This is a genomic window from Synechococcus sp. TAK9802 (assembly GCF_014279535.1).
Classification (GTDB): Bacteria; Cyanobacteriota; Cyanobacteriia; order PCC-6307; family Cyanobiaceae; genus Parasynechococcus.
Window position 1 is genome coordinate 232957 of sequence record NZ_CP047937.1, and the last position, 15425, is coordinate 248381.

18 protein-coding genes are annotated in these 15425 nt (G+C 60.9%); 10 read left to right on the forward strand and 8 right to left on the reverse strand.

All coding sequences use genetic code 11. The features are described 5' to 3' along the window. Positions 1–25 precede the first annotated feature (25 nt). From leuC to SynTAK9802_RS01215, 3 genes are all read left to right on the forward strand, one after another. Positions 26–1444, forward strand: coding sequence for a 3-isopropylmalate dehydratase large subunit (gene leuC / locus SynTAK9802_RS01205; protein WP_186496899.1), 1419 nt, complete (start codon positions 26–28; stop codon positions 1442–1444). Next, entirely contained in the window at positions 1444–2058 is a 615-nt protein-coding gene (locus SynTAK9802_RS01210; protein WP_186496900.1) for a 3-isopropylmalate dehydratase small subunit, read from the forward strand. Before leuC ends, SynTAK9802_RS01210 begins: the two co-directional genes overlap by 1 nt. Before the next feature lie 64 nt (positions 2059–2122). Then, positions 2123–2566: a pentapeptide repeat-containing protein gene (locus SynTAK9802_RS01215; RefSeq protein WP_186496902.1), complete on the forward strand. Its 444-nt coding sequence runs from the start codon at positions 2123–2125 to the stop codon at positions 2564–2566. Here SynTAK9802_RS01215 and SynTAK9802_RS01220 read toward each other — a convergent pair whose 3' ends face one another. Together SynTAK9802_RS01220 and SynTAK9802_RS01225 are read right to left on the reverse strand one after the other, a co-directional pair. Then, complete coding sequence (locus SynTAK9802_RS01220) at positions 2567–5350, reverse strand: DUF3769 domain-containing protein (protein WP_255487798.1); 2784 nt, start codon at positions 5348–5350, stop codon at positions 2567–2569. It abuts the gene before it with no gap. 215 nt (positions 5351–5565) lie between these two features. Beyond that, positions 5566–5685, reverse strand: a complete 120-nt coding sequence (locus tag SynTAK9802_RS01225) for a photosystem II reaction center protein I (protein ID WP_006042333.1) — start codon at positions 5683–5685, stop codon at positions 5566–5568. Positions 5686–5749: 64 nt separating this feature from the next. On the opposite strand from SynTAK9802_RS01225, the gene SynTAK9802_RS01230 reads away from it, so the two are divergent. Next, complete coding sequence (locus tag SynTAK9802_RS01230; protein WP_255487799.1) at positions 5750–8689, forward strand: glycoside hydrolase family 38 C-terminal domain-containing protein; 2940 nt, start codon at positions 5750–5752, stop codon at positions 8687–8689. Here SynTAK9802_RS01230 and psbN read toward each other — a convergent pair. Then, complete coding sequence (gene psbN / locus SynTAK9802_RS01235) at positions 8677–8817, reverse strand: photosystem II reaction center protein PsbN (protein WP_011363291.1); 141 nt, start codon at positions 8815–8817, stop codon at positions 8677–8679. The two genes, SynTAK9802_RS01230 and psbN, sit on opposite strands and share 13 nt — an antisense overlap. Positions 8818–8901: 84 nt before the next feature. Here psbN and psbH point away from each other — a divergent pair, with 84 nt between their 5' ends. Genes psbH through SynTAK9802_RS01255 form a run of 4 tightly spaced genes read left to right on the forward strand, consistent with a single transcriptional unit; the run spans position 8902 to position 10231 of the window. Next, positions 8902–9102, forward strand: coding sequence for a photosystem II reaction center phosphoprotein PsbH (gene psbH, locus SynTAK9802_RS01240; protein ID WP_006849996.1), 201 nt, complete (start codon positions 8902–8904; stop codon positions 9100–9102). Between the two features lie 9 nt (positions 9103–9111). Further along, the gene (locus SynTAK9802_RS01245) at positions 9112–9342 is read left to right on the forward strand and encodes a TatA/E family twin arginine-targeting protein translocase (protein WP_115081562.1); all 231 of its coding nucleotides are present in this window, start codon (positions 9112–9114) and stop codon (positions 9340–9342) included. A 14-nt stretch (positions 9343–9356) separates the two neighbouring features. Beyond that, positions 9357–9974 carry an aminoacyl-tRNA hydrolase gene (pth, locus tag SynTAK9802_RS01250; protein WP_186496908.1) on the forward strand — a complete coding sequence of 206 codons (618 nt, stop codon included), beginning with the start codon at positions 9357–9359 and terminating at the stop codon, positions 9972–9974. Beyond that, complete coding sequence (locus tag SynTAK9802_RS01255) at positions 9974–10231, forward strand: DUF3146 family protein (protein WP_011363294.1); 258 nt, start codon at positions 9974–9976, stop codon at positions 10229–10231. Before pth ends, SynTAK9802_RS01255 begins: the two co-directional genes overlap by 1 nt. On the opposite strand, the gene SynTAK9802_RS01260 is transcribed toward SynTAK9802_RS01255, so the two are convergent. From SynTAK9802_RS01260 to rph, 4 genes are read right to left on the reverse strand one after another with little or no spacing between them, the layout of a single operon-like run. Beyond that, entirely contained in the window at positions 10209–10655 is a 447-nt protein-coding gene (locus SynTAK9802_RS01260; RefSeq protein WP_115081564.1) for a resolvase, read from the reverse strand. The two genes, SynTAK9802_RS01255 and SynTAK9802_RS01260, sit on opposite strands and share 23 nt — an antisense overlap. Next, positions 10652–11803: a DUF3084 domain-containing protein gene (locus SynTAK9802_RS01265; protein WP_186496909.1), complete on the reverse strand. Its 1152-nt coding sequence runs from the start codon at positions 11801–11803 to the stop codon at positions 10652–10654. The genes SynTAK9802_RS01260 and SynTAK9802_RS01265 overlap by 4 nt, the downstream gene beginning before the upstream one ends. Positions 11804–11830: 27 nt before the next feature. Continuing rightward, a complete protein-coding gene (ntcA, locus tag SynTAK9802_RS01270) occupies positions 11831–12547 on the reverse strand; it encodes a global nitrogen regulator NtcA (protein ID WP_006850810.1) in 717 nt (238 codons plus the stop codon). Between the two features lie 58 nt (positions 12548–12605). Then, complete coding sequence (gene rph / locus SynTAK9802_RS01275; RefSeq protein ID WP_186496910.1) at positions 12606–13349, reverse strand: ribonuclease PH; 744 nt, start codon at positions 13347–13349, stop codon at positions 12606–12608. A 145-nt stretch (positions 13350–13494) separates the two neighbouring features. On the opposite strand from rph, the gene SynTAK9802_RS01280 reads away from it, so the two are divergent. Together SynTAK9802_RS01280 and dcd are read left to right on the forward strand one after the other, a co-directional pair. Next, a complete protein-coding gene (locus SynTAK9802_RS01280) occupies positions 13495–14094 on the forward strand; it encodes a cob(I)yrinic acid a,c-diamide adenosyltransferase (protein ID WP_186496911.1) in 600 nt (199 codons plus the stop codon). Then, entirely contained in the window at positions 14094–14687 is a 594-nt protein-coding gene (dcd, locus tag SynTAK9802_RS01285) for a dCTP deaminase (protein WP_006849961.1), read from the forward strand. Before SynTAK9802_RS01280 ends, dcd begins: the two co-directional genes overlap by 1 nt. Positions 14688–14697: 10 nt before the next feature. Here dcd and thyX read toward each other — a convergent pair whose 3' ends face one another. Then, positions 14698–15420 carry an FAD-dependent thymidylate synthase gene (gene thyX / locus SynTAK9802_RS01290; protein WP_186496912.1) on the reverse strand — a complete coding sequence of 241 codons (723 nt, stop codon included), beginning with the start codon at positions 15418–15420 and terminating at the stop codon, positions 14698–14700. Between the last annotated feature and the right edge of the window lie 5 nt (positions 15421–15425).

The following is a 15425-nucleotide window of genomic DNA, read 5'->3' on the forward strand; positions in this document are numbered from 1 at the left end:
GTCAACGGTTCTTGCGGCTGAACTGTTGAGTTCCGGCACCCTCTACGACAAGGTGTGGGACCTGCATCGGGTGGCGGAGCTCCCCGGCGGATCCACCCAACTGTTTGTCGGTCTGCACCTGATCCATGAGGTCACCAGTCCTCAGGCCTTCTCGGCGTTGAAGGACAAGGGGCTGACGGTGCGCTGTCCTGAGCGCACGGTGGCCACGGTGGACCACATCGTTCCGACCACGTCTCAGCAACGGCCGTTCGCCGATCCTTTGGCGGAGGAGATGCTCAGCACCTTGGAGCGGAACTGCCAGGAGCACGGCATCCCTCTCAACAACATTGGCAGCGGCCGGCAGGGCATCGTTCATGTGATTGCCCCGGAGCTGGGCCTGACCCAGCCGGGCATGACGGTGGCCTGCGGTGATTCCCACACCTCCACGCACGGCGCCTTCGGGGCGATCGCCTTCGGGATCGGCACCAGTCAGGTGCGCGATGTGTTGGCCAGCCAGAGCCTGGCCATGAACAAGCTCAAGGTGCGCCGGATTCAGGTGAATGGCCAGCTCGCCGAGGGCGTGTCAGCGAAGGACCTGATCCTGCATGTAATTCGCCACCTGGGGGTGAAGGGCGGCGTTGGCTACGCCTATGAGTTCGCCGGCTCTGCCATCGAGGCGTTGTCGATGGAAGAGCGGATGACCCTTTGCAACATGGCGATCGAGGGGGGAGCCCGTTGCGGTTACGTCAATCCCGATCAGGTCACCTTTGACTATCTGAAAGGTCGTCCCCATGCCCCCGAGGGTGAGGCCTGGCATCGTGCTGTCGCCTGGTGGAGCTCCCTGGCCACGGATGCCAACGCAACTGTCGACGATGAGGTGGTGTTTGACGCCGCTGCGATTCCACCCACGGTGACCTGGGGCATTACCCCGGGCCAGGGACTGGGGATCGATGAAAAGGTGCCAAGCCTTGATCAGCTGGATCCAGGCGAGCGTCCTATTGCTGAGGAGGCTTACCGCTACATGGATCTCCAGCCGGGAACGGCGATTGAAGGGGTTCCTGTGGATGTCTGTTTCATCGGCAGCTGCACCAATGGTCGCCTCAGCGATCTACGTGCTGCTGCCGATGTTGCCCGTGGGCGCCAGGTGGCTGAAGGCATCAAGGCGTTTGTGGTTCCCGGTTCGGAGCAGGTGGCGAAGGCTGCTGAAGCAGAAGGGCTGGATGCGGTGTTCCGTGCCGCAGGTTTTGAGTGGCGGGAGCCCGGCTGCTCGATGTGTCTGGCGATGAATCCGGATCGGCTGGAGGGGCGTCAGATCAGCGCCAGCTCCAGCAACCGCAATTTCAAGGGTCGGCAGGGATCGGCCAGTGGCCGGACCTTGTTGATGAGTCCTGCCATGGTGGCGGCAGCTGCCGTTAACGGTCGTGTGACCGATGTCCGTACTTTGATTTCTCCGTCCGCATCGTGATGGCTCTCTTCCCGACTGGTCCGATTCAACAGGTGAGTGGAACGGCCATCGCCGTTCCTGGTGAAGACATCGACACGGATCGGATCATTCCGGCACGGTTCCTCAAATGCGTGAGTTTCGAGGCGCTGGGTGACCAGGTGTTTGCCGACGATCGCCTTGAACTCTCCGGTGAGCATCCCTTTGATCAGGCCCGTTATCAGGGGGCCTCGATCCTGGTGGTGAACGGCAATTTCGGCTGCGGTTCCAGTCGTGAGCATGCCCCTCAGGCGTTGATGCGCTGGGGAATTCGCGCGGTGGTTGGGGTGAGTTTTGCCGAGATCTTCTACGGCAACTGCCTCGCCCTTGGCATTCCCTGTGCAACGGCCGCTCCGGAGCAGATCAAGGCGATTCAGGCCCAGGTGGATGGTGATCTGGGGCGCTCCTGGAGCCTCGATCTTGCCGCTTTGCAACTGACCTCAGCCGACTCCAGTTGGCCTGTGTCGATCGATCCCGGCCCTCTGGACATGCTGCGCAGCGGTCGTTGGGATGCAACGTCCCAGCTCCTGGACCATGGCCCCCAGGTTGCGGAATTGATGCAAACACTGCCCTACATCAACCAGTTCGCCGCCAAGTAACAGCCAAGCGCGACTCCTGTGTCTATGAAAGAGATAGGAGGTTGCATTCGGAGGTTGGATCTCAATGGCCCATTTGCTTTCGCGTTTGTTGTTGCCGTTGGCGCCCCTGTTGGTTGTTGCCGGAGTGGCTCCCGTTGGTGCCGTTCCGCTTCAGATTGAGCCCCATGATCCGTTGGACCGCAGCTGTCCAGGCTGTGACCTCCGCCAGGCGGATTTCCGTCAGGCCCATCTAATCGGCGCTGATTTCCGAGGCAGTGATCTGCGCGGCGCCGATCTGAGGGAGGCGAATCTGGAAGGTGCTGACCTGACGGGAGCATTGCTGGAAGGTGCTGACCTGCGGGGAGCCAACCTCACCAATGCTGAGCTGTCCGGAGTGGACTTGCGCAATGCCGATCTGCGGGAGGCTCAGGTGATCAATGCCTATGCACCGAACGTGCGGACCTCCGGCATGCGCTATGCCGGAGCTTCACTGTTTGGCAGCGATCTGATCATCGGGGGCGGTGATTGATCAGAAGGGTCGATCCGTGTTGGTGGTGTTCATCCAGCTCGTTGGGGTGTATGGCACAAACGGCACGCCTGTGCCGTTGAAGTCAAAGTTGTGGAGTCGGAATCGGAAGCCGCCGATGCCTTCATAGGGATTGACGTAGAACCCGACGTCGTAGCTGCGCCTTTGCCAGAGAAGTTCGATATTCGATTCGATCACATCCCCGTAGTACTCGGAAGCTGGATCCACATTGACTCCAATGCCGGCATTGAGGACTAAGGGGCCGGCGATTTGTTGGGTGAGGCCGATGCCAATGGTGCCCAAGTCGATGGCCCGGTCGAAATTGAAGGGACTATTGCCCTGTTTAAGGGTGATGCCACCGCTGATTGAAAGCTGGGTGTAATCAAGAAAGGGTTTGCTGAAGGTCCCCAGGGTGAGCGATGGCCCCCCCGAAATGCTGAACGTGTTTTGACTAGTGCCATCGCCGTAGGCCGCCAGGAGGGTGTTTACATTCGTGTTGAAGCTGATGCCTGGAACCACCGCTACCGGCGAGTAGCGGTAAGCCTGATCTGGGGTCAGAGGAGCTGGTTCCCCGCGCCAGATCGGATAGCTGTTAGTGAGCGAGCCGTAGAAATTGGCACGAAGGCTGTCGGTGAGGTTGAAGCTGCTGGAGCTGTCCGCCTGGTAGTTGCCTATTCCGATTCGCCAAAGAGAGGAGTTGCTTGACTCGCCCCATTTGAAAGACATCCTTTGCTCAATAAAGCCAGCCTGTGCGGAGTAGACATCTGTTTCGCCCAAGGAGCCGTTCCAGGTGCGGTAGCGATACGCGCCAAAAAGGCGTGCTGTGACGTCCCCGATCCAAGGCATATCGATAACGTTTTCTACACTGCCCCAATAGCGGCTGCCGTTGGCAAAGTTCTGCGGCTCGAAAGTACTGATGTCGGCGTTCAGTCTGGTAGCCCAACCCCAGAGCTGGCCGTTCAGTTTGGCTTTCAGGCCAAATAGGTCCCCGGTCGAGCTTATTTGTTTGACGTCTTCGCTTTCGGCCGATTCGCCAGGTGCCGGATAGCTGTTGGTTTCTCCGTCGTTGAAACGTTGCACCATGAACTGGGGCTGCATCTTCAGTGTGAAATTGCGCGTCAGTTGAATCGGCTTCAGTCTGCGTCCGATAAAGAAGCCGTCGCGATCCTCTTTGTCAAATCCAAGGTTCCAACGGCTTTCCACTTGCTCCTTTTGGATGCGCTGCCGACGGTTTGCCGGGACGGGCAGTCTCTCTTCGATGATTAGGCGATTACGCCGTGCCGAGATCACGATGTCACCATTGCGTTGCTTCCGGGCGATTACATCCTCTGCATCAAGCCTCGTTTGTGCTGGGGTGTAGGGGTCATTGGTAAAACTCATGCGCTCGGATTCCCAGCCATCCTTCGTGATTAAGACCTTTGAGGCTTGAATCCTCCAACGGCTGATAGAGCCAGTAATCAGTTGTGTTTTCTCTCGTTTTTTCAGTTGCTGAGGTCGGATATATCCGAAGCGGTTTTTATCCTCGACTGACGATTTTGAACGCTCGGTTTTGCTGCCTCCGCGTTGCTCAATGCTGAAGCTGCCACTTAACGCAATGTCCGAGATACGTTGGTCGACCTTGGCGATGGCCTCCGTCCGCATGGCCTGCTGCTGGGCCGGAGGAATCGTCCGTCCTTCGGTTTTGTCGTGATTGGAAACATGACGCTGAGGATTTCCTCCATCGCCGAGGGCAATCGATTCGAGGCGTTCGGAGAGGGAGGAGGGTTTAACTCGATTTGCGCGATCTGGGTCTTCACACTGCGGAGGAGGAGGCATCAAGGTGCTCTCCAGCTCGTGGGTATCTCGCCCCCAGCGGTAGCGGAGCCCGAGCAAGTAGCCATTGCTCCCCCCTGAGACTCCGTTAAAGAGGCAAAAAGCTCCTGAGCGGTGGTGAATCCTGCCGACGAGTGACAAGTCGGGGGATACAGCGGCTTCTACTTCGAAGCCGAGATAGTTCAGAAGCTGGCTGTTTTTCTCGCGGAATGTTTTTTCGTAGAGGCTTACATCGGTGTTGAAGCTGATGCCCTCAATGAGGCTGAAACTCAGCCAAGGCTGAACCCACAAGCGTGCTCCAATCCCCAGAATCCCTTCTCCAAAGCTTTGGGACGGGAGATCAGCATTGGGCTGGCTTTGGTTGTAAGCGCCACCTTGTTGTTGGTCTGCGATGTGGCTGAACAGGTCAGCTTCAAGTTCAATAGCAAGCGGGCCTGCTCGCTTAATTCGCTTCTGTAAGCCAACGCCCAGCAGGCCTTCGGGACGCATTCGACCGTCGAAAAGGAAAGTGGGGCCGAAGTCTGCATCAATCATCTGACCGCCCCATGCCGTCACTGCCCAGGGATGGGGATGCCAGTCGGGAATCGGAGGAAGCAGCGGCGGACAAGCCACAGCAGGCATGTCCTCAGGGCTTGCTGGCTTGGTTGTGGATGACTCAGCCGGTGCTGATGTCGTTTGGGGGTTGGTTAGTGGATTGGTGAGGGGCTCCTCAAGGTCGATGACCCCATAAACATCATGGAGCAGCCCTTTCTGTTGAACGAGGTTGTAGCGGAAGCTCGACGCTTGGAAGAACTGCTTGCCGCGCCTGAAACGGACTGCGCCGCTGGCATAGAGCGTGCGGTAGGCCGCATCAAACTCGATCCGTTCGGCGTGCAGTTCAGCGTTCCCCAGCTGAACAGAGACGTTGCCTTCGGCGACGTTGGCTTTCGACTTGGTGTCGGAATATTGACGATCAGCTCGAACCTTGAGGCTCACCGGAGCTTGAGCAGTTGTCTCGGACCGTGATTCAGCTGAACGGGCCGTTGCGGGCAAGGCGGAAACCGACCCTGTGATCAGGGTTCCGGTCAACACAAAAAGAAGGCGGAGCGCCGCCAAGGCAATGCTGCTGCGGACAATGAGCTTGACAGCTCATTTCAGAAATCATGCTCCGCTCAGACCAGTGTGTGGCGCGGTCTGAGCGGGAGGCTGAATCAATCTTCCAGGTCTTTGCGGCTAGGGGTGCGGCTTGGATCGCTCGCAAGGAACCCGAACACAAAGATGCCGAGGAAAAAGAAGACGACCGAGTAAACGGAGATCTTGAGGGCGAGCATGGAGACCGACCGGCGTCTGTGACAAGGGCATCATCCTATGGGGCATGACAGCGTCAGCAGGGGAATGAACCCTGATCAAGTCGGTCGATCGGAGTGGATTGAAACGTTTCGCAGTCGCTCGCGGCGTGATCTGCATTCCGGTTGGCGCCGCTCAGGCGCCGCCCAAGCTGGGTTTTTTCTCAACGAAAGCTGGGGAGCAACGCACCGGCCGGACTGGGCCAAGCGTGGCCTGCTGATCTGGCCCAGGGGACGCCAATGGCTGCGGCTTGAGCAGCGGTTGAGCTGGCCTGATGGCTGGAGTGCCAGTGATTCCTGCCGTGCCCGGCTGGTGCTGAGCTGGTGGGCCGAGCAGATGCGTCTCTGGGTGGATGGCGTGCTGGTTCATGAGGGGGATCTGTTCGATACCGCCTGTCGCTGGCCGCTGCCCCAGCGATGTCGTCAGGGGGCTGCACTGGATCTTGTGCTGGAGCTCTGCAGTCCCCTGCATGACGATGGAGCTCTGATCAGCAGCCATCTCGACCTGGAGCCGCAGACTGCAGGCCTAGACCCCGAGGGCACGCTGTTGCCTGCGGCCCTGGAGCTGCATTTGGCGATGGACAGAGACCTGCCGCCGCATTGGGCGGATCTGGATCCCAGCTCTGCAGGGGCGCAGGCTGCTGTTGCAGCGCATCTGCTCCAGGCAGAACCGCCGCGAGGGTCGTTGCATTGGCTGGGTCATGCCCATCTCGATCTCGCTTGGCTTTGGCCGGTCGCTGATACCTGGCAGGCCGCTGAACGCACCTTCCGATCAGCGCTGGCGTTGATGCGTCGCTGGCCCGAGCTGCGCTTTGCCCATTCCACGCCGGCGCTTTACGCCTGGGTGGAGCAACATCGGCCCGCTCTGTTTGCGGAGATCCAGGTGGCCAGCCGGGCCGGTCGCTGGGAACCGATCAATGGCCCCTGGGTGGAGACCGACTGTGTGCTGGTCAGCACGGCGTCGTTGTGGAATCAGTTCGTTCTCGGTCAGGACGACAGCCGCCGCCGCTTCCCGGAATGGACCCATGAACTGGCCTGGTTGCCGGACAGCTTTGGCTTCGCTGCTGGCCTGCCTGCCGTGGCGGCTGCCACCGGAGTGCGCTGGTTCTGCACCCACAAGCTGGCCTGGAATGCTGATAACCCTTTCCCCCACCGTTTGTTCCGCTGGCGCGCGCGGGGACGCGCTGAACTGCGCAGCCTGATGCTGCCGCCGATCGGTCGTCGCGCCGATCCTTTGGAGATGCTGAACGAGCAGCGGGCCTGGCATCAGAACACGGGGCTGGAGGCGGCGCTCTGGATTCCTGGCGTTGGTGATCACGGTGGTGGTCCCACCGAGGAGTTGCTGGAGCAGATCGAGCTCTGGGAGGGCCACGCGGCCGCTTTGCCTACCCGTGCCGGCACGGTGAGGGAGTTTTTGACCGAGTTGGAGCAGGGCGACCAGACATGGCCGGTGTGGCGTGATGAGCTCTTCCTGGAGTTGCACCGCGGTTGCGCCACCAGCCGTCCGGATCAGAAGCGCCACAACCGAACGCTCGAGCGGCTTTTGCGGGAGGCTGATGTCGTCTCAGCCCTGTTGGCGATTGCAGGTCGCGACAGCGGCAGCAGCGATTGGCGCCCGCTGTTGTTCCAGCAGTTTCACGACATCCTTCCGGGAACCTCGATCCCGGAGGTGTTTGACCAGGCGGAAACGGTCTGGCGCTCAGCCCGGCGCCAGGCCCGGCAGGAACGCGATCGGCGGCTGGCGAGGCTGCCGCGTCCGGAGAACACAGCAGCGGTGTGGAGTTGGTGGGGTCTGCAGCCTTTGGCGTCTTGGTCGCCTTTGGTTCGCCTTCCCGCGGTATCGTGGTTAGCGGATGCCGTTTCACTGCCGCAGCAAAACGCCGCTGCTGGTGGTACGTGGGTGCAGCTACCGCGTCAGCACGGGATTTGTTCGGTGCCGCTCCGGCGTGAACCAGACTTGACGTCCTGCGCTGCTCAACCCCGTCAGCCTGTGGTCATCAGGTCGCTGGGGGCTGGAGCTTGGCGTGTTGGCAATGGTCTGATCGAGCTCGATGTCTCCTCGGCCGGACTGCTGGCTTTGCGGGATCGCGATGGACGGAATCAGTTGTCGTCTTCCTTGCAGTTAGAGCGCTATCGGGACCGGGGCGAATTCTGGGATGCCTGGGATCTTGCGGCGGACTACCGATCTCAGCCCCTAGGTGTGCTCTGTACGGATTCCCTGGAGTGGCTCGATCAGGGCCCCCTGGTGGCGCATCTGGTGCTGCGGCGCCAGCTCGGTGCCAGTTGCATGCGTCTGGACCTGCGGCTGAAGGCCGACACGCCCTGGCTGGAGCTGATCTGCGGTATCGACTGGCGCCAGACCCATGAGTTGCTGCGTCTCGAGCTACCGCTGGCGACCCCCGCCGTCCGCATCGCTGCCGACACCAGTGGAGGGGTGGTCGAACGGCCGGCTGCACCGATGACGGCTCGAGAACAAGCCCGTTGGGAAGTGCCTGTGATCTCCTGGTTCGCCTCGCAGTCGGCGGCTCCCGGAGGCGGGATGGCTGTGTTGCTGGACGGCCCCCAGGGTGTGGATTGGTCTTCAGACCGACTTGGAATTTCGCTGCTGCGGGGCCCGACCTGGCCAGATCCCAGCGCTGATCAGGGGTGGCATCGCCAGCGCTTGGCCCTCATGCCGTTCGCCGGCTCATGGAGCGATGCCGGTGTGTCTCAGGCGGCCATTGCCTTTCGTGAGCCCGGGTGGTGTGCGGACTTGCCGGCGGAGCAGCGCCAATGGTTTCCATCGCTGCCGTTTCCACTCACGCCGGTGGGGTTGGAGCGCCATGCCGATGGTTGCATGCTGAAGCTGCTCAATTCGGGATCAGCGCGCTGTCGCTGGACCCCCGGAGCGGGGTGGAGGGTCCGCAGGGAAGCCGACTCAATTGCCGCTTCTGCCGTGGTGATCACCCCAGGAGAACTCGTCTCCCTGGTGGTGGATCAGTCCTCGTGATCGTCGAACGGGTCGTCGAGTGCTTTTGATGGAGGGCCAAAGGCCTGGTACACGCCAAATCCGGTGAGTCCGAACAAAACGGCGAGCACGCCAATGGCGACGGACAGGGCTGGGGACGACGTTTCCATCACATCTCTCGACAGGATCAACCCCGAACCGGAGTCGGCCCCTACAGTATCGAGACTTCAAACCACCCGAGACCCGGCGTCGCCATGGCACAACGCACCCGTCTGGGAGACCTTCTCCGCCCACTGAACTCCGAGTACGGCAAGGTGGTTCCTGGATGGGGCACCACTCCCGTGATGGGCATCTTCATGGTGCTGTTCCTGGTGTTTCTGCTGGTGATTCTTCAGCTGTACAACAAGTCCCTCATCCTCGAGGGCATCAACGTGAACTGGAACGGCCTCGGCTGATCTGCACCCATGAACATCTTCGGCGTCGGTCTCCCCGAAATGGCGGTTATCGGCGCCGTTGCCTTGTTGGTTTTCGGGCCGAAACGCCTGCCCGAGCTTGGTCGGACTCTTGGCAAAACCCTGAAAGGCTTCCAATCCGCCTCCAAGGAATTCGAACGCGAGATCAACAAAGCCATGGCTGATCCGGAAGTTTCCGGTGAGGCTGCGAAGCCGGTTGAAGAACTTCCCCCCAGCGACTGAGTCGTTCCAGCGGTATGACCACTGATCTCAAGCTGGTGGTGGGTCTGGGAAATCCGGGTGTGAAATATGCCGGCACCCGTCACAACATCGGCTTCATGGCCCTCGAGCTTTTGGGTGAGCGCTCTGGGTTCAGTTTTCGTCAGCAGGCCAAGTTGCACGGTCTTGCAGCCGATACAGGGGTTGGTGAGCAGCGGCTGCGCTTGCTGATGCCTCAGACCTACATGAATGACAGCGGTCGTTCCATTCGTGCGGCTCTCGATTGGTTCGGCCTGGAGCCTCACCAATTGTTGGTGTTGGTGGACGACATGGATCTTCCGCTGGGTCGTTTGCGGTTGCGGGCCCAGGGCAGTGCCGGCGGGCACAACGGTTTGCGCAGCACTATTCAGCATCTCGGTACCCAGGGGTTCCCCAGGCTGCGGATCGGCATTGGTGCGCCGGCTGAGAACCCTGCCGAACGCCGCGCCCGAACGGTGTCCCATGTTCTTGGTCCGTTCAGCAAGGCGGAGCAACCCTGTGTCGGCGCTGTTCTCGATGCTGTTCTGGATGGGATTCAACGTCTTCAGCGCCAGAGCTTTGAGCGCGCTGGAACCTGGATCAACGGGTTCCGCTATGACCTGGAGCCGGTCGACTGATGCCGGCACTTCCGGCGACAACGGCCCATTTGCGGGTGCTCCGCCAGTGTTTTCAAGCCAAGTGCGTGGAGGGTGAAGTTTCTGCTGGAGGGTTTGAGTGGCAGTTTTCCTGGGCCTTTGATCGCGGTGAACTGGTGGTGGAGCCATCCCTGGGACGTGCCCTGATCGAGGATGCCCTGCGGCGGTTTCTGGTGCGTTCTGATTACAGGCTGGAACCGGGGGGTGATTACACCTTCATGGTCCGGGCCAGGTTCTGAGCGAGAACGTGGGATCAGGCTCAGGCCATTTCAGGCGGCATTGCAGGTGCTCCTCAAGCATCACCAAAGCTGCAACAGCATCCAGATCCACCGGTGGAATGCGCAGTCCTGCCGGCAGCATCCGTCGCCAACCTCGAGCTGGCCACAGCGCCCAGTAACGCTGTCTCGCCCTCAGGGTTGTTCCCTGCTCTGGAACCACAGTGAGATGGCCCAGCCGTTCCAGTCGCTGGATCCATGCTCGGCTTCCCGTGCCATCGCCGATCAGGATGCGGTCGAGAGCTTGGTCTTGATTCCAGTGCTCCAGCCAGGGTTCGACGGCCTCCGGGGCCAGCACATGCCCTTCGCGCACGAGGCCGAGCTGAAGATCGGCCAGCACAAGACCACATTTGCAGCGGCCTGGATCGAGGACGGCCACCCGTTTCATGGGGAGGCCTGAATGGTGACGACGACAGGATCGGCACTGTCGCTGACCCCTGCGGAAATCACCTCCAAGACCACGCTTTGGCTGGGTCCTTTCATCAGGGTCTGGGCCAGTTGGGAGAGGGCTGATCCATCGAACTGAAGGCCTTCGCTCAGGGATCCCCGCCGCTGCACTTCGGCATAGGCCGAGGCCAGGAGCAGGTTCAATCGTGTGCGAATGCCCTCTGGAGTGCGTTCATCCGGTTGCAGTGTGGTGGTGGCCAGCAAGTCTCCGCGTTGGGTCACCGGCCGGTTCGGACGCACCTCGGGAAAGGCGTACACCGCTGTTTCACCTCGCAGCACATTGGTGGCTGAGCGCAGCGAGATCACCCAGGTCTCCGGTTTGCGGATGATGCTTTGCAGGCGTTCCACATCGCTGCGCGGAACGCGGATCAACTGGCGTTCGGGTGCTTCGCCAGGCCGCACTTTCCCGTAGGCGTTGAGATTGGCCTCCTGCAACAGCCTGTCGACAGCCTGTTTGGCCTGGTCCGGAGCATCCAGTCGAACCGTTGCTCTTGCCAAGGTCTGTCCGCTGCTGATCACCACAGATCCACGCCGCAAGGCGACCAGATTGCGTTCCAGTTCTTTGAGTTCCTGCTCACCGGCTCGGATGTGGCTGCGAACGCTGTTGAGTTCGGCTTCCGTGCGCTGGATGTCCGCATCGCGGGAGGTGATGTCCTGGCTGAGGCGTTCACGTTCGGCTTCGAGTTGGGCCAGCTCCTTCTGAAGAGGAGCCAGTTCGAGGCGCAGGGTGTTGGCCCGTTGCTGCGATTGCTCGAGCTCAATGGCGATCCGTTTGGTTTCTGTTTGGGTCTTGTCCCGTTCCCGCTCGGCTGCCTCCAGCTGCTGACGGCTGTCCTGGAGTTTCTCCTGCAGGGCATCCAGTTCAAACAGGCCCACCCGCAACTGCCGGCTCACCAGAAGCATCAGGCCAAGTGAGAGTGCGCTGATCAGGCTGCCGGTCAACACCGTGATCAAAACGGCGGTGCGCCGTGGGCGCATGCTGAACAAACTCAGTCGCGCTTTGCCGACGCGGCTGCCCAAGCGGTCGCCCAGGGTCGACAGCACGCCCCCGAGCAGCAACAGAACCAGGATCAGTGTCCAGCCGCTCATGGCTGCACAAGTCGGGCGATGGCAGGCCTAGCTGAAGCGTTTGGCCAGCGCGATCGGATCCAGAACCGTGATTTTCTTGCGGTCAATCTGAACCAGACCGGATTGACGCAAGTCTCCCAGCAGACGCGTGATTGTGACGCGTGTTGAGCCAATTGCTTCAGCGATGGCCTGATGGGACAGGCGCAGGTCGATGGTGATGCCCAGCTCATCTGCCACGCCGAAGTCCCTGCAAAGCACCAGCAGGAAGCTCACCAGCCGGGATGACATGTCCCGATGGGTGAGGGTTTCAATCATCGTCTCGGTCTGCAGAATCCGGCTGGAGAGACCCTGAAGCAAGCGCAGGCCAACGCTGGTGTCTGCTTCGATGGCGGCCTTCACGGAGGTCGCTGGTGCCGTCACCATTTCGACCCGAGTGAAGGCCACAGCGTGATAGAAGCGGTCGGACCGTTGACCTGTCAGCAGTGACAGCACCCCGAAGAGGCTGTTCTCGCGGAGCAGGGCCACGGTGATCTCTTCTCCCGATTCGTAGACGCGGGACAGACGAACGGCTCCCCGGCGGATCAGATACACCCGTTCTGCGGGATCTCCGGGGAAAAAGATGGTCTTGTTGCGATCCACCAGTTCACTGCTGGCGCCATCGAGATCTCTGATGATCTCCAGCAGGGAGCGGTTGGCGGGCTCTGCGCTGGGAGCTGGAGCCACCATCTGCGGGGCGTATCGGCTGAAACCTCGGCTACTGGTCATGACAACCCCCTGGTGTGGCGAAGTTACGGAGCCGGCGGTGGCCGCCATGTAGCGGTTATTACGTAACGCTGCTGTGCTCGTTGAAGGCCTGGCGTTGCGCCTGCATCAGGGATGTCAATCCCGGCTCTGCTAAATCCAGCAGCTCATTGAGTTGGCTGCGACTGAAGGGCGCACCCTCCGCAGTCCCCTGGATTTCCAGCAGACGGCCATCGCCGGACTGCACAACGTTCAGGTCCACCTCGGCTCGGCTGTCTTCGCTGTAGTCCAGATCCAGCAAGGCCTGGCCATCAACCAAGCCAACGGATACAGCCGCCACCTGATCGATCAGGGGTGATTGCTCCAGCACTCCCTGGTCCACCAGGGATCGGCAGGCTTGGTCCAGGGCGAGCCAAGCCCCGGTGATCGAGGCCGTCCGGGTGCCGGCGTCCGCTTGGATCACGTCGCAGTCGATCAGCAAGGTGCGCTCCCCTAGGCGCTCCATGTCGATCACGGCGCGCAGGCTTCGGCCGATCAGCCGCTGAATTTCCTGGGTGCGACCCGAGAGTTTCATCAGCTCCCGTGATTGCCGCTGTGGGGTGGATCCGGGCAGCAACCGGTATTCGGCGCTGAGCCATCCCAATCCTTCTCCCTCGCGCCAGCGGGGAACCTTGTCCTCCAAGCAAACGCTGCAGAGAACAGCGGTTCGGCCGGTGTGAACCACAAGGGAGCTCAAGGCAAACCCCATGGGATTCCAGGTCACCGAGAACGGTCGCAACTGCTGCGGGCGACGGCCATCAGTGCGTTGTTCAGGGGATTGGCTCATCGGTGGTGTGCAGTTCGTCAAGCCTCGCAGGCGGTTGGTTCTCGCCCTGTCCAAACACCATGGGTGGTGTCAATGCCCTTGTGGAATGTGATCTCGCCGCTACATTCAAGGTCTTGCCGGGGTCGCCCGGACAGATGCTTCCGTGATGACCACAAGCCTCGCCGACCCCCAATCCTTCCAAAATTCCCTGGATCGGGATCAGCAGGCCTTGCATCGGGCGGGCCTGAGGCCCTTGCCTGCCGTCACTGATCCGCCACCCCTACATCTGGCGGCTCCCGAAGGGCAGCTGCAAGTGCATACGGCGCCTTATCGAGGCAGTTTCGCCAGTGTTCTCAGCCAGGCCATGCGAGCTGCCGGCTTGGGCAGTCGTGTTCTGATCAGTCAGTTCCTCAAAGGGGGCGTGCAGCAGGGACCGGCCGGCCGGGTGCAGCTCTGTGGAGGCCTCGTCTGGCTGCGGCCGGAAGTGCCCCTCTGCCTCCCCTCTCCGGGGCATCCCGGCGGTGCCGAGGCGGTGGCTGAGGTTTGGTCCATCTGCCGCCAGCATCTGATCCAGGGAGATCTCGACCAGCTGGTATTGGATGAACTCGGCCTTGCCGTGGCCTTCGGATACCTGGATGAGGCGGACGTGATTGCAGCCCTTGAGCAGCGGCCCGCTTCGATGGATGTGATCATCACTGGACCTGCCATCCCCGCCGGTGTGGTGGAGATGGCAGATCAAGTCACGGAGTTGCGCCGAGGTTTCTGATGCTCAAGTGCGATCGCTGGATCACTGAACAGGCCGGGCAGGGAATGATCGAGCCATTCCAGAGCGGTTTGGTCCGTCACCTGGAGCCGGAGCAGAAGCTGCGGCCAGTTCTGAGTTTTGGTTGCTCCTCCTACGGCTACGACCTACGCCTTTCCCCCCAGGAATTTCTGATCTTCCGGCATGTTCCAGGCACGGTTATGAACCCCAAGCGGTTCAACCCGGCCAACCTGGAACCCACTCCCCTTCATGAGGATGAAGACGGGCGTTACTTCATTCTCCCGGCCCATTCCTATGGCCTCGGTGTGGCCCTGGAGAAGTTGCGGGTTCCCCCCAACATCACCGTGATCTGCTTGGGCAAGAGCACTTATGCCCGCCTTGGAATCATCGTGAACACCACCCCGGCAGAAGCGAGCTGGGAGGGTCACCTCACCCTTGAATTCAGCAACAGTTCCGGTGCTGACTGCCGTATCTATGCCGATGAGGGCATCTGTCAGCTGCTGTTTTTTGAGGGTGATCCCTGCTCGACCACCTATAGCGATCGACAAGGCAAGTACCAGCACCAACCGGAACGGGTGACGCTGGCCAAGGTTTAGTGCTCTCTGTTTAGGGGGCCAAACGCGCCCGGTGCAGCCTGCTTTTTTCGTACCAGGCTGCAAATTCAGGGGCCCACTCCACCATGTGGGGCCACATCAGATCACAGAGCTGGCGGATCTCCAGCTGGGCATCGAGCTTGGCCCGCAGATCCATGAAGTGCAGGAACGCCCGCAGGCTGAAGCTCACCACAAAATGCTGGCGGTAGTCGAAGGGAAGGATGCCGCGGGCGTGCTCCTCGGCGAAGCCCGCCCTGAGCAGATCCCTGTAGCGCTCGGCGGCGCTCCGGCAGAGATCAAGATCCTGTTGGCGTAGTGCTTCGGTGTAGGCGTATTTCTTGCCCTTCCGATCGCTGTACTCGCCGATGGGCCGCAGATAGAACACCTCTTCCAGCTCAAGGGCTCCATCCGCTGCACGGCAGATGCGTTCACCGGTGTAACGCATCGACTGCACATCGAAGCTCACCCCAACCCGGTGGGTGCGGGCCTGCTGCATCACCGAGTGCGGGAACCAGCCCACGTTCAGCACGATCTGCGCATGCTCCATCGGGCCGTAGTGGCCTCGTTCTCCAGACAGCAGGCGTTTCACACAGATCTCTCCAGCCCGCTGCTCATCGGGCCAGTTGGCACGATCTCCGGCCACGAATCCTTCGCTGTAGTCCTGATGCATGGCGGCGTATACGCATTGCTGCGGGTTCGGCGTAGCTGCGATCAGATCGACCCGAAAGCGGTCCATGGGAG

Excerpts from the sequence above, each read along its gene's own strand:
- SynTAK9802_RS01255 (WP_011363294.1), top strand. The coding sequence starts at position 9,974 with ATGCCGGCACTTCCGGCGACAACGGCCCATTTGCGGGTGCTCCGCCAG.
- SynTAK9802_RS01230 (WP_255487799.1), top strand. The coding sequence starts at position 5,750 with ATGAACCCTGATCAAGTCGGTCGATCGGAGTGGATTGAAACGTTTCGC.
- SynTAK9802_RS01215 (WP_186496902.1), top strand. The coding sequence starts at position 2,123 with ATGGCCCATTTGCTTTCGCGTTTGTTGTTGCCGTTGGCGCCCCTGTTG.
- SynTAK9802_RS01245 (WP_115081562.1), top strand. The coding sequence starts at position 9,112 with ATGAACATCTTCGGCGTCGGTCTCCCCGAAATGGCGGTTATCGGCGCC.
- SynTAK9802_RS01210 (WP_186496900.1), top strand. The coding sequence starts at position 1,444 with ATGGCTCTCTTCCCGACTGGTCCGATTCAACAGGTGAGTGGAACGGCC.
- SynTAK9802_RS01280 (WP_186496911.1), top strand. The coding sequence starts at position 13,495 with ATGACCACAAGCCTCGCCGACCCCCAATCCTTCCAAAATTCCCTGGAT.
- SynTAK9802_RS01225 (WP_006042333.1), bottom strand. The coding sequence starts at position 5,685 with ATGCTCGCCCTCAAGATCTCCGTTTACTCGGTCGTCTTCTTTTTCCTC.
- thyX (WP_186496912.1), bottom strand. The coding sequence starts at position 15,420 with ATGGACCGCTTTCGGGTCGATCTGATCGCAGCTACGCCGAACCCGCAG.
- psbN (WP_011363291.1), bottom strand. The coding sequence starts at position 8,817 with ATGGAAACGTCGTCCCCAGCCCTGTCCGTCGCCATTGGCGTGCTCGCC.
- pth (WP_186496908.1), top strand. The coding sequence starts at position 9,357 with ATGACCACTGATCTCAAGCTGGTGGTGGGTCTGGGAAATCCGGGTGTG.
- psbH (WP_006849996.1), top strand. The coding sequence starts at position 8,902 with ATGGCACAACGCACCCGTCTGGGAGACCTTCTCCGCCCACTGAACTCC.
- SynTAK9802_RS01265 (WP_186496909.1), bottom strand. The coding sequence starts at position 11,803 with ATGAGCGGCTGGACACTGATCCTGGTTCTGTTGCTGCTCGGGGGCGTG.
- ntcA (WP_006850810.1), bottom strand. The coding sequence starts at position 12,547 with ATGACCAGTAGCCGAGGTTTCAGCCGATACGCCCCGCAGATGGTGGCT.
- dcd (WP_006849961.1), top strand. The coding sequence starts at position 14,094 with ATGCTCAAGTGCGATCGCTGGATCACTGAACAGGCCGGGCAGGGAATG.
- rph (WP_186496910.1), bottom strand. The coding sequence starts at position 13,349 with ATGAGCCAATCCCCTGAACAACGCACTGATGGCCGTCGCCCGCAGCAG.
- SynTAK9802_RS01260 (WP_115081564.1), bottom strand. The coding sequence starts at position 10,655 with ATGAAACGGGTGGCCGTCCTCGATCCAGGCCGCTGCAAATGTGGTCTT.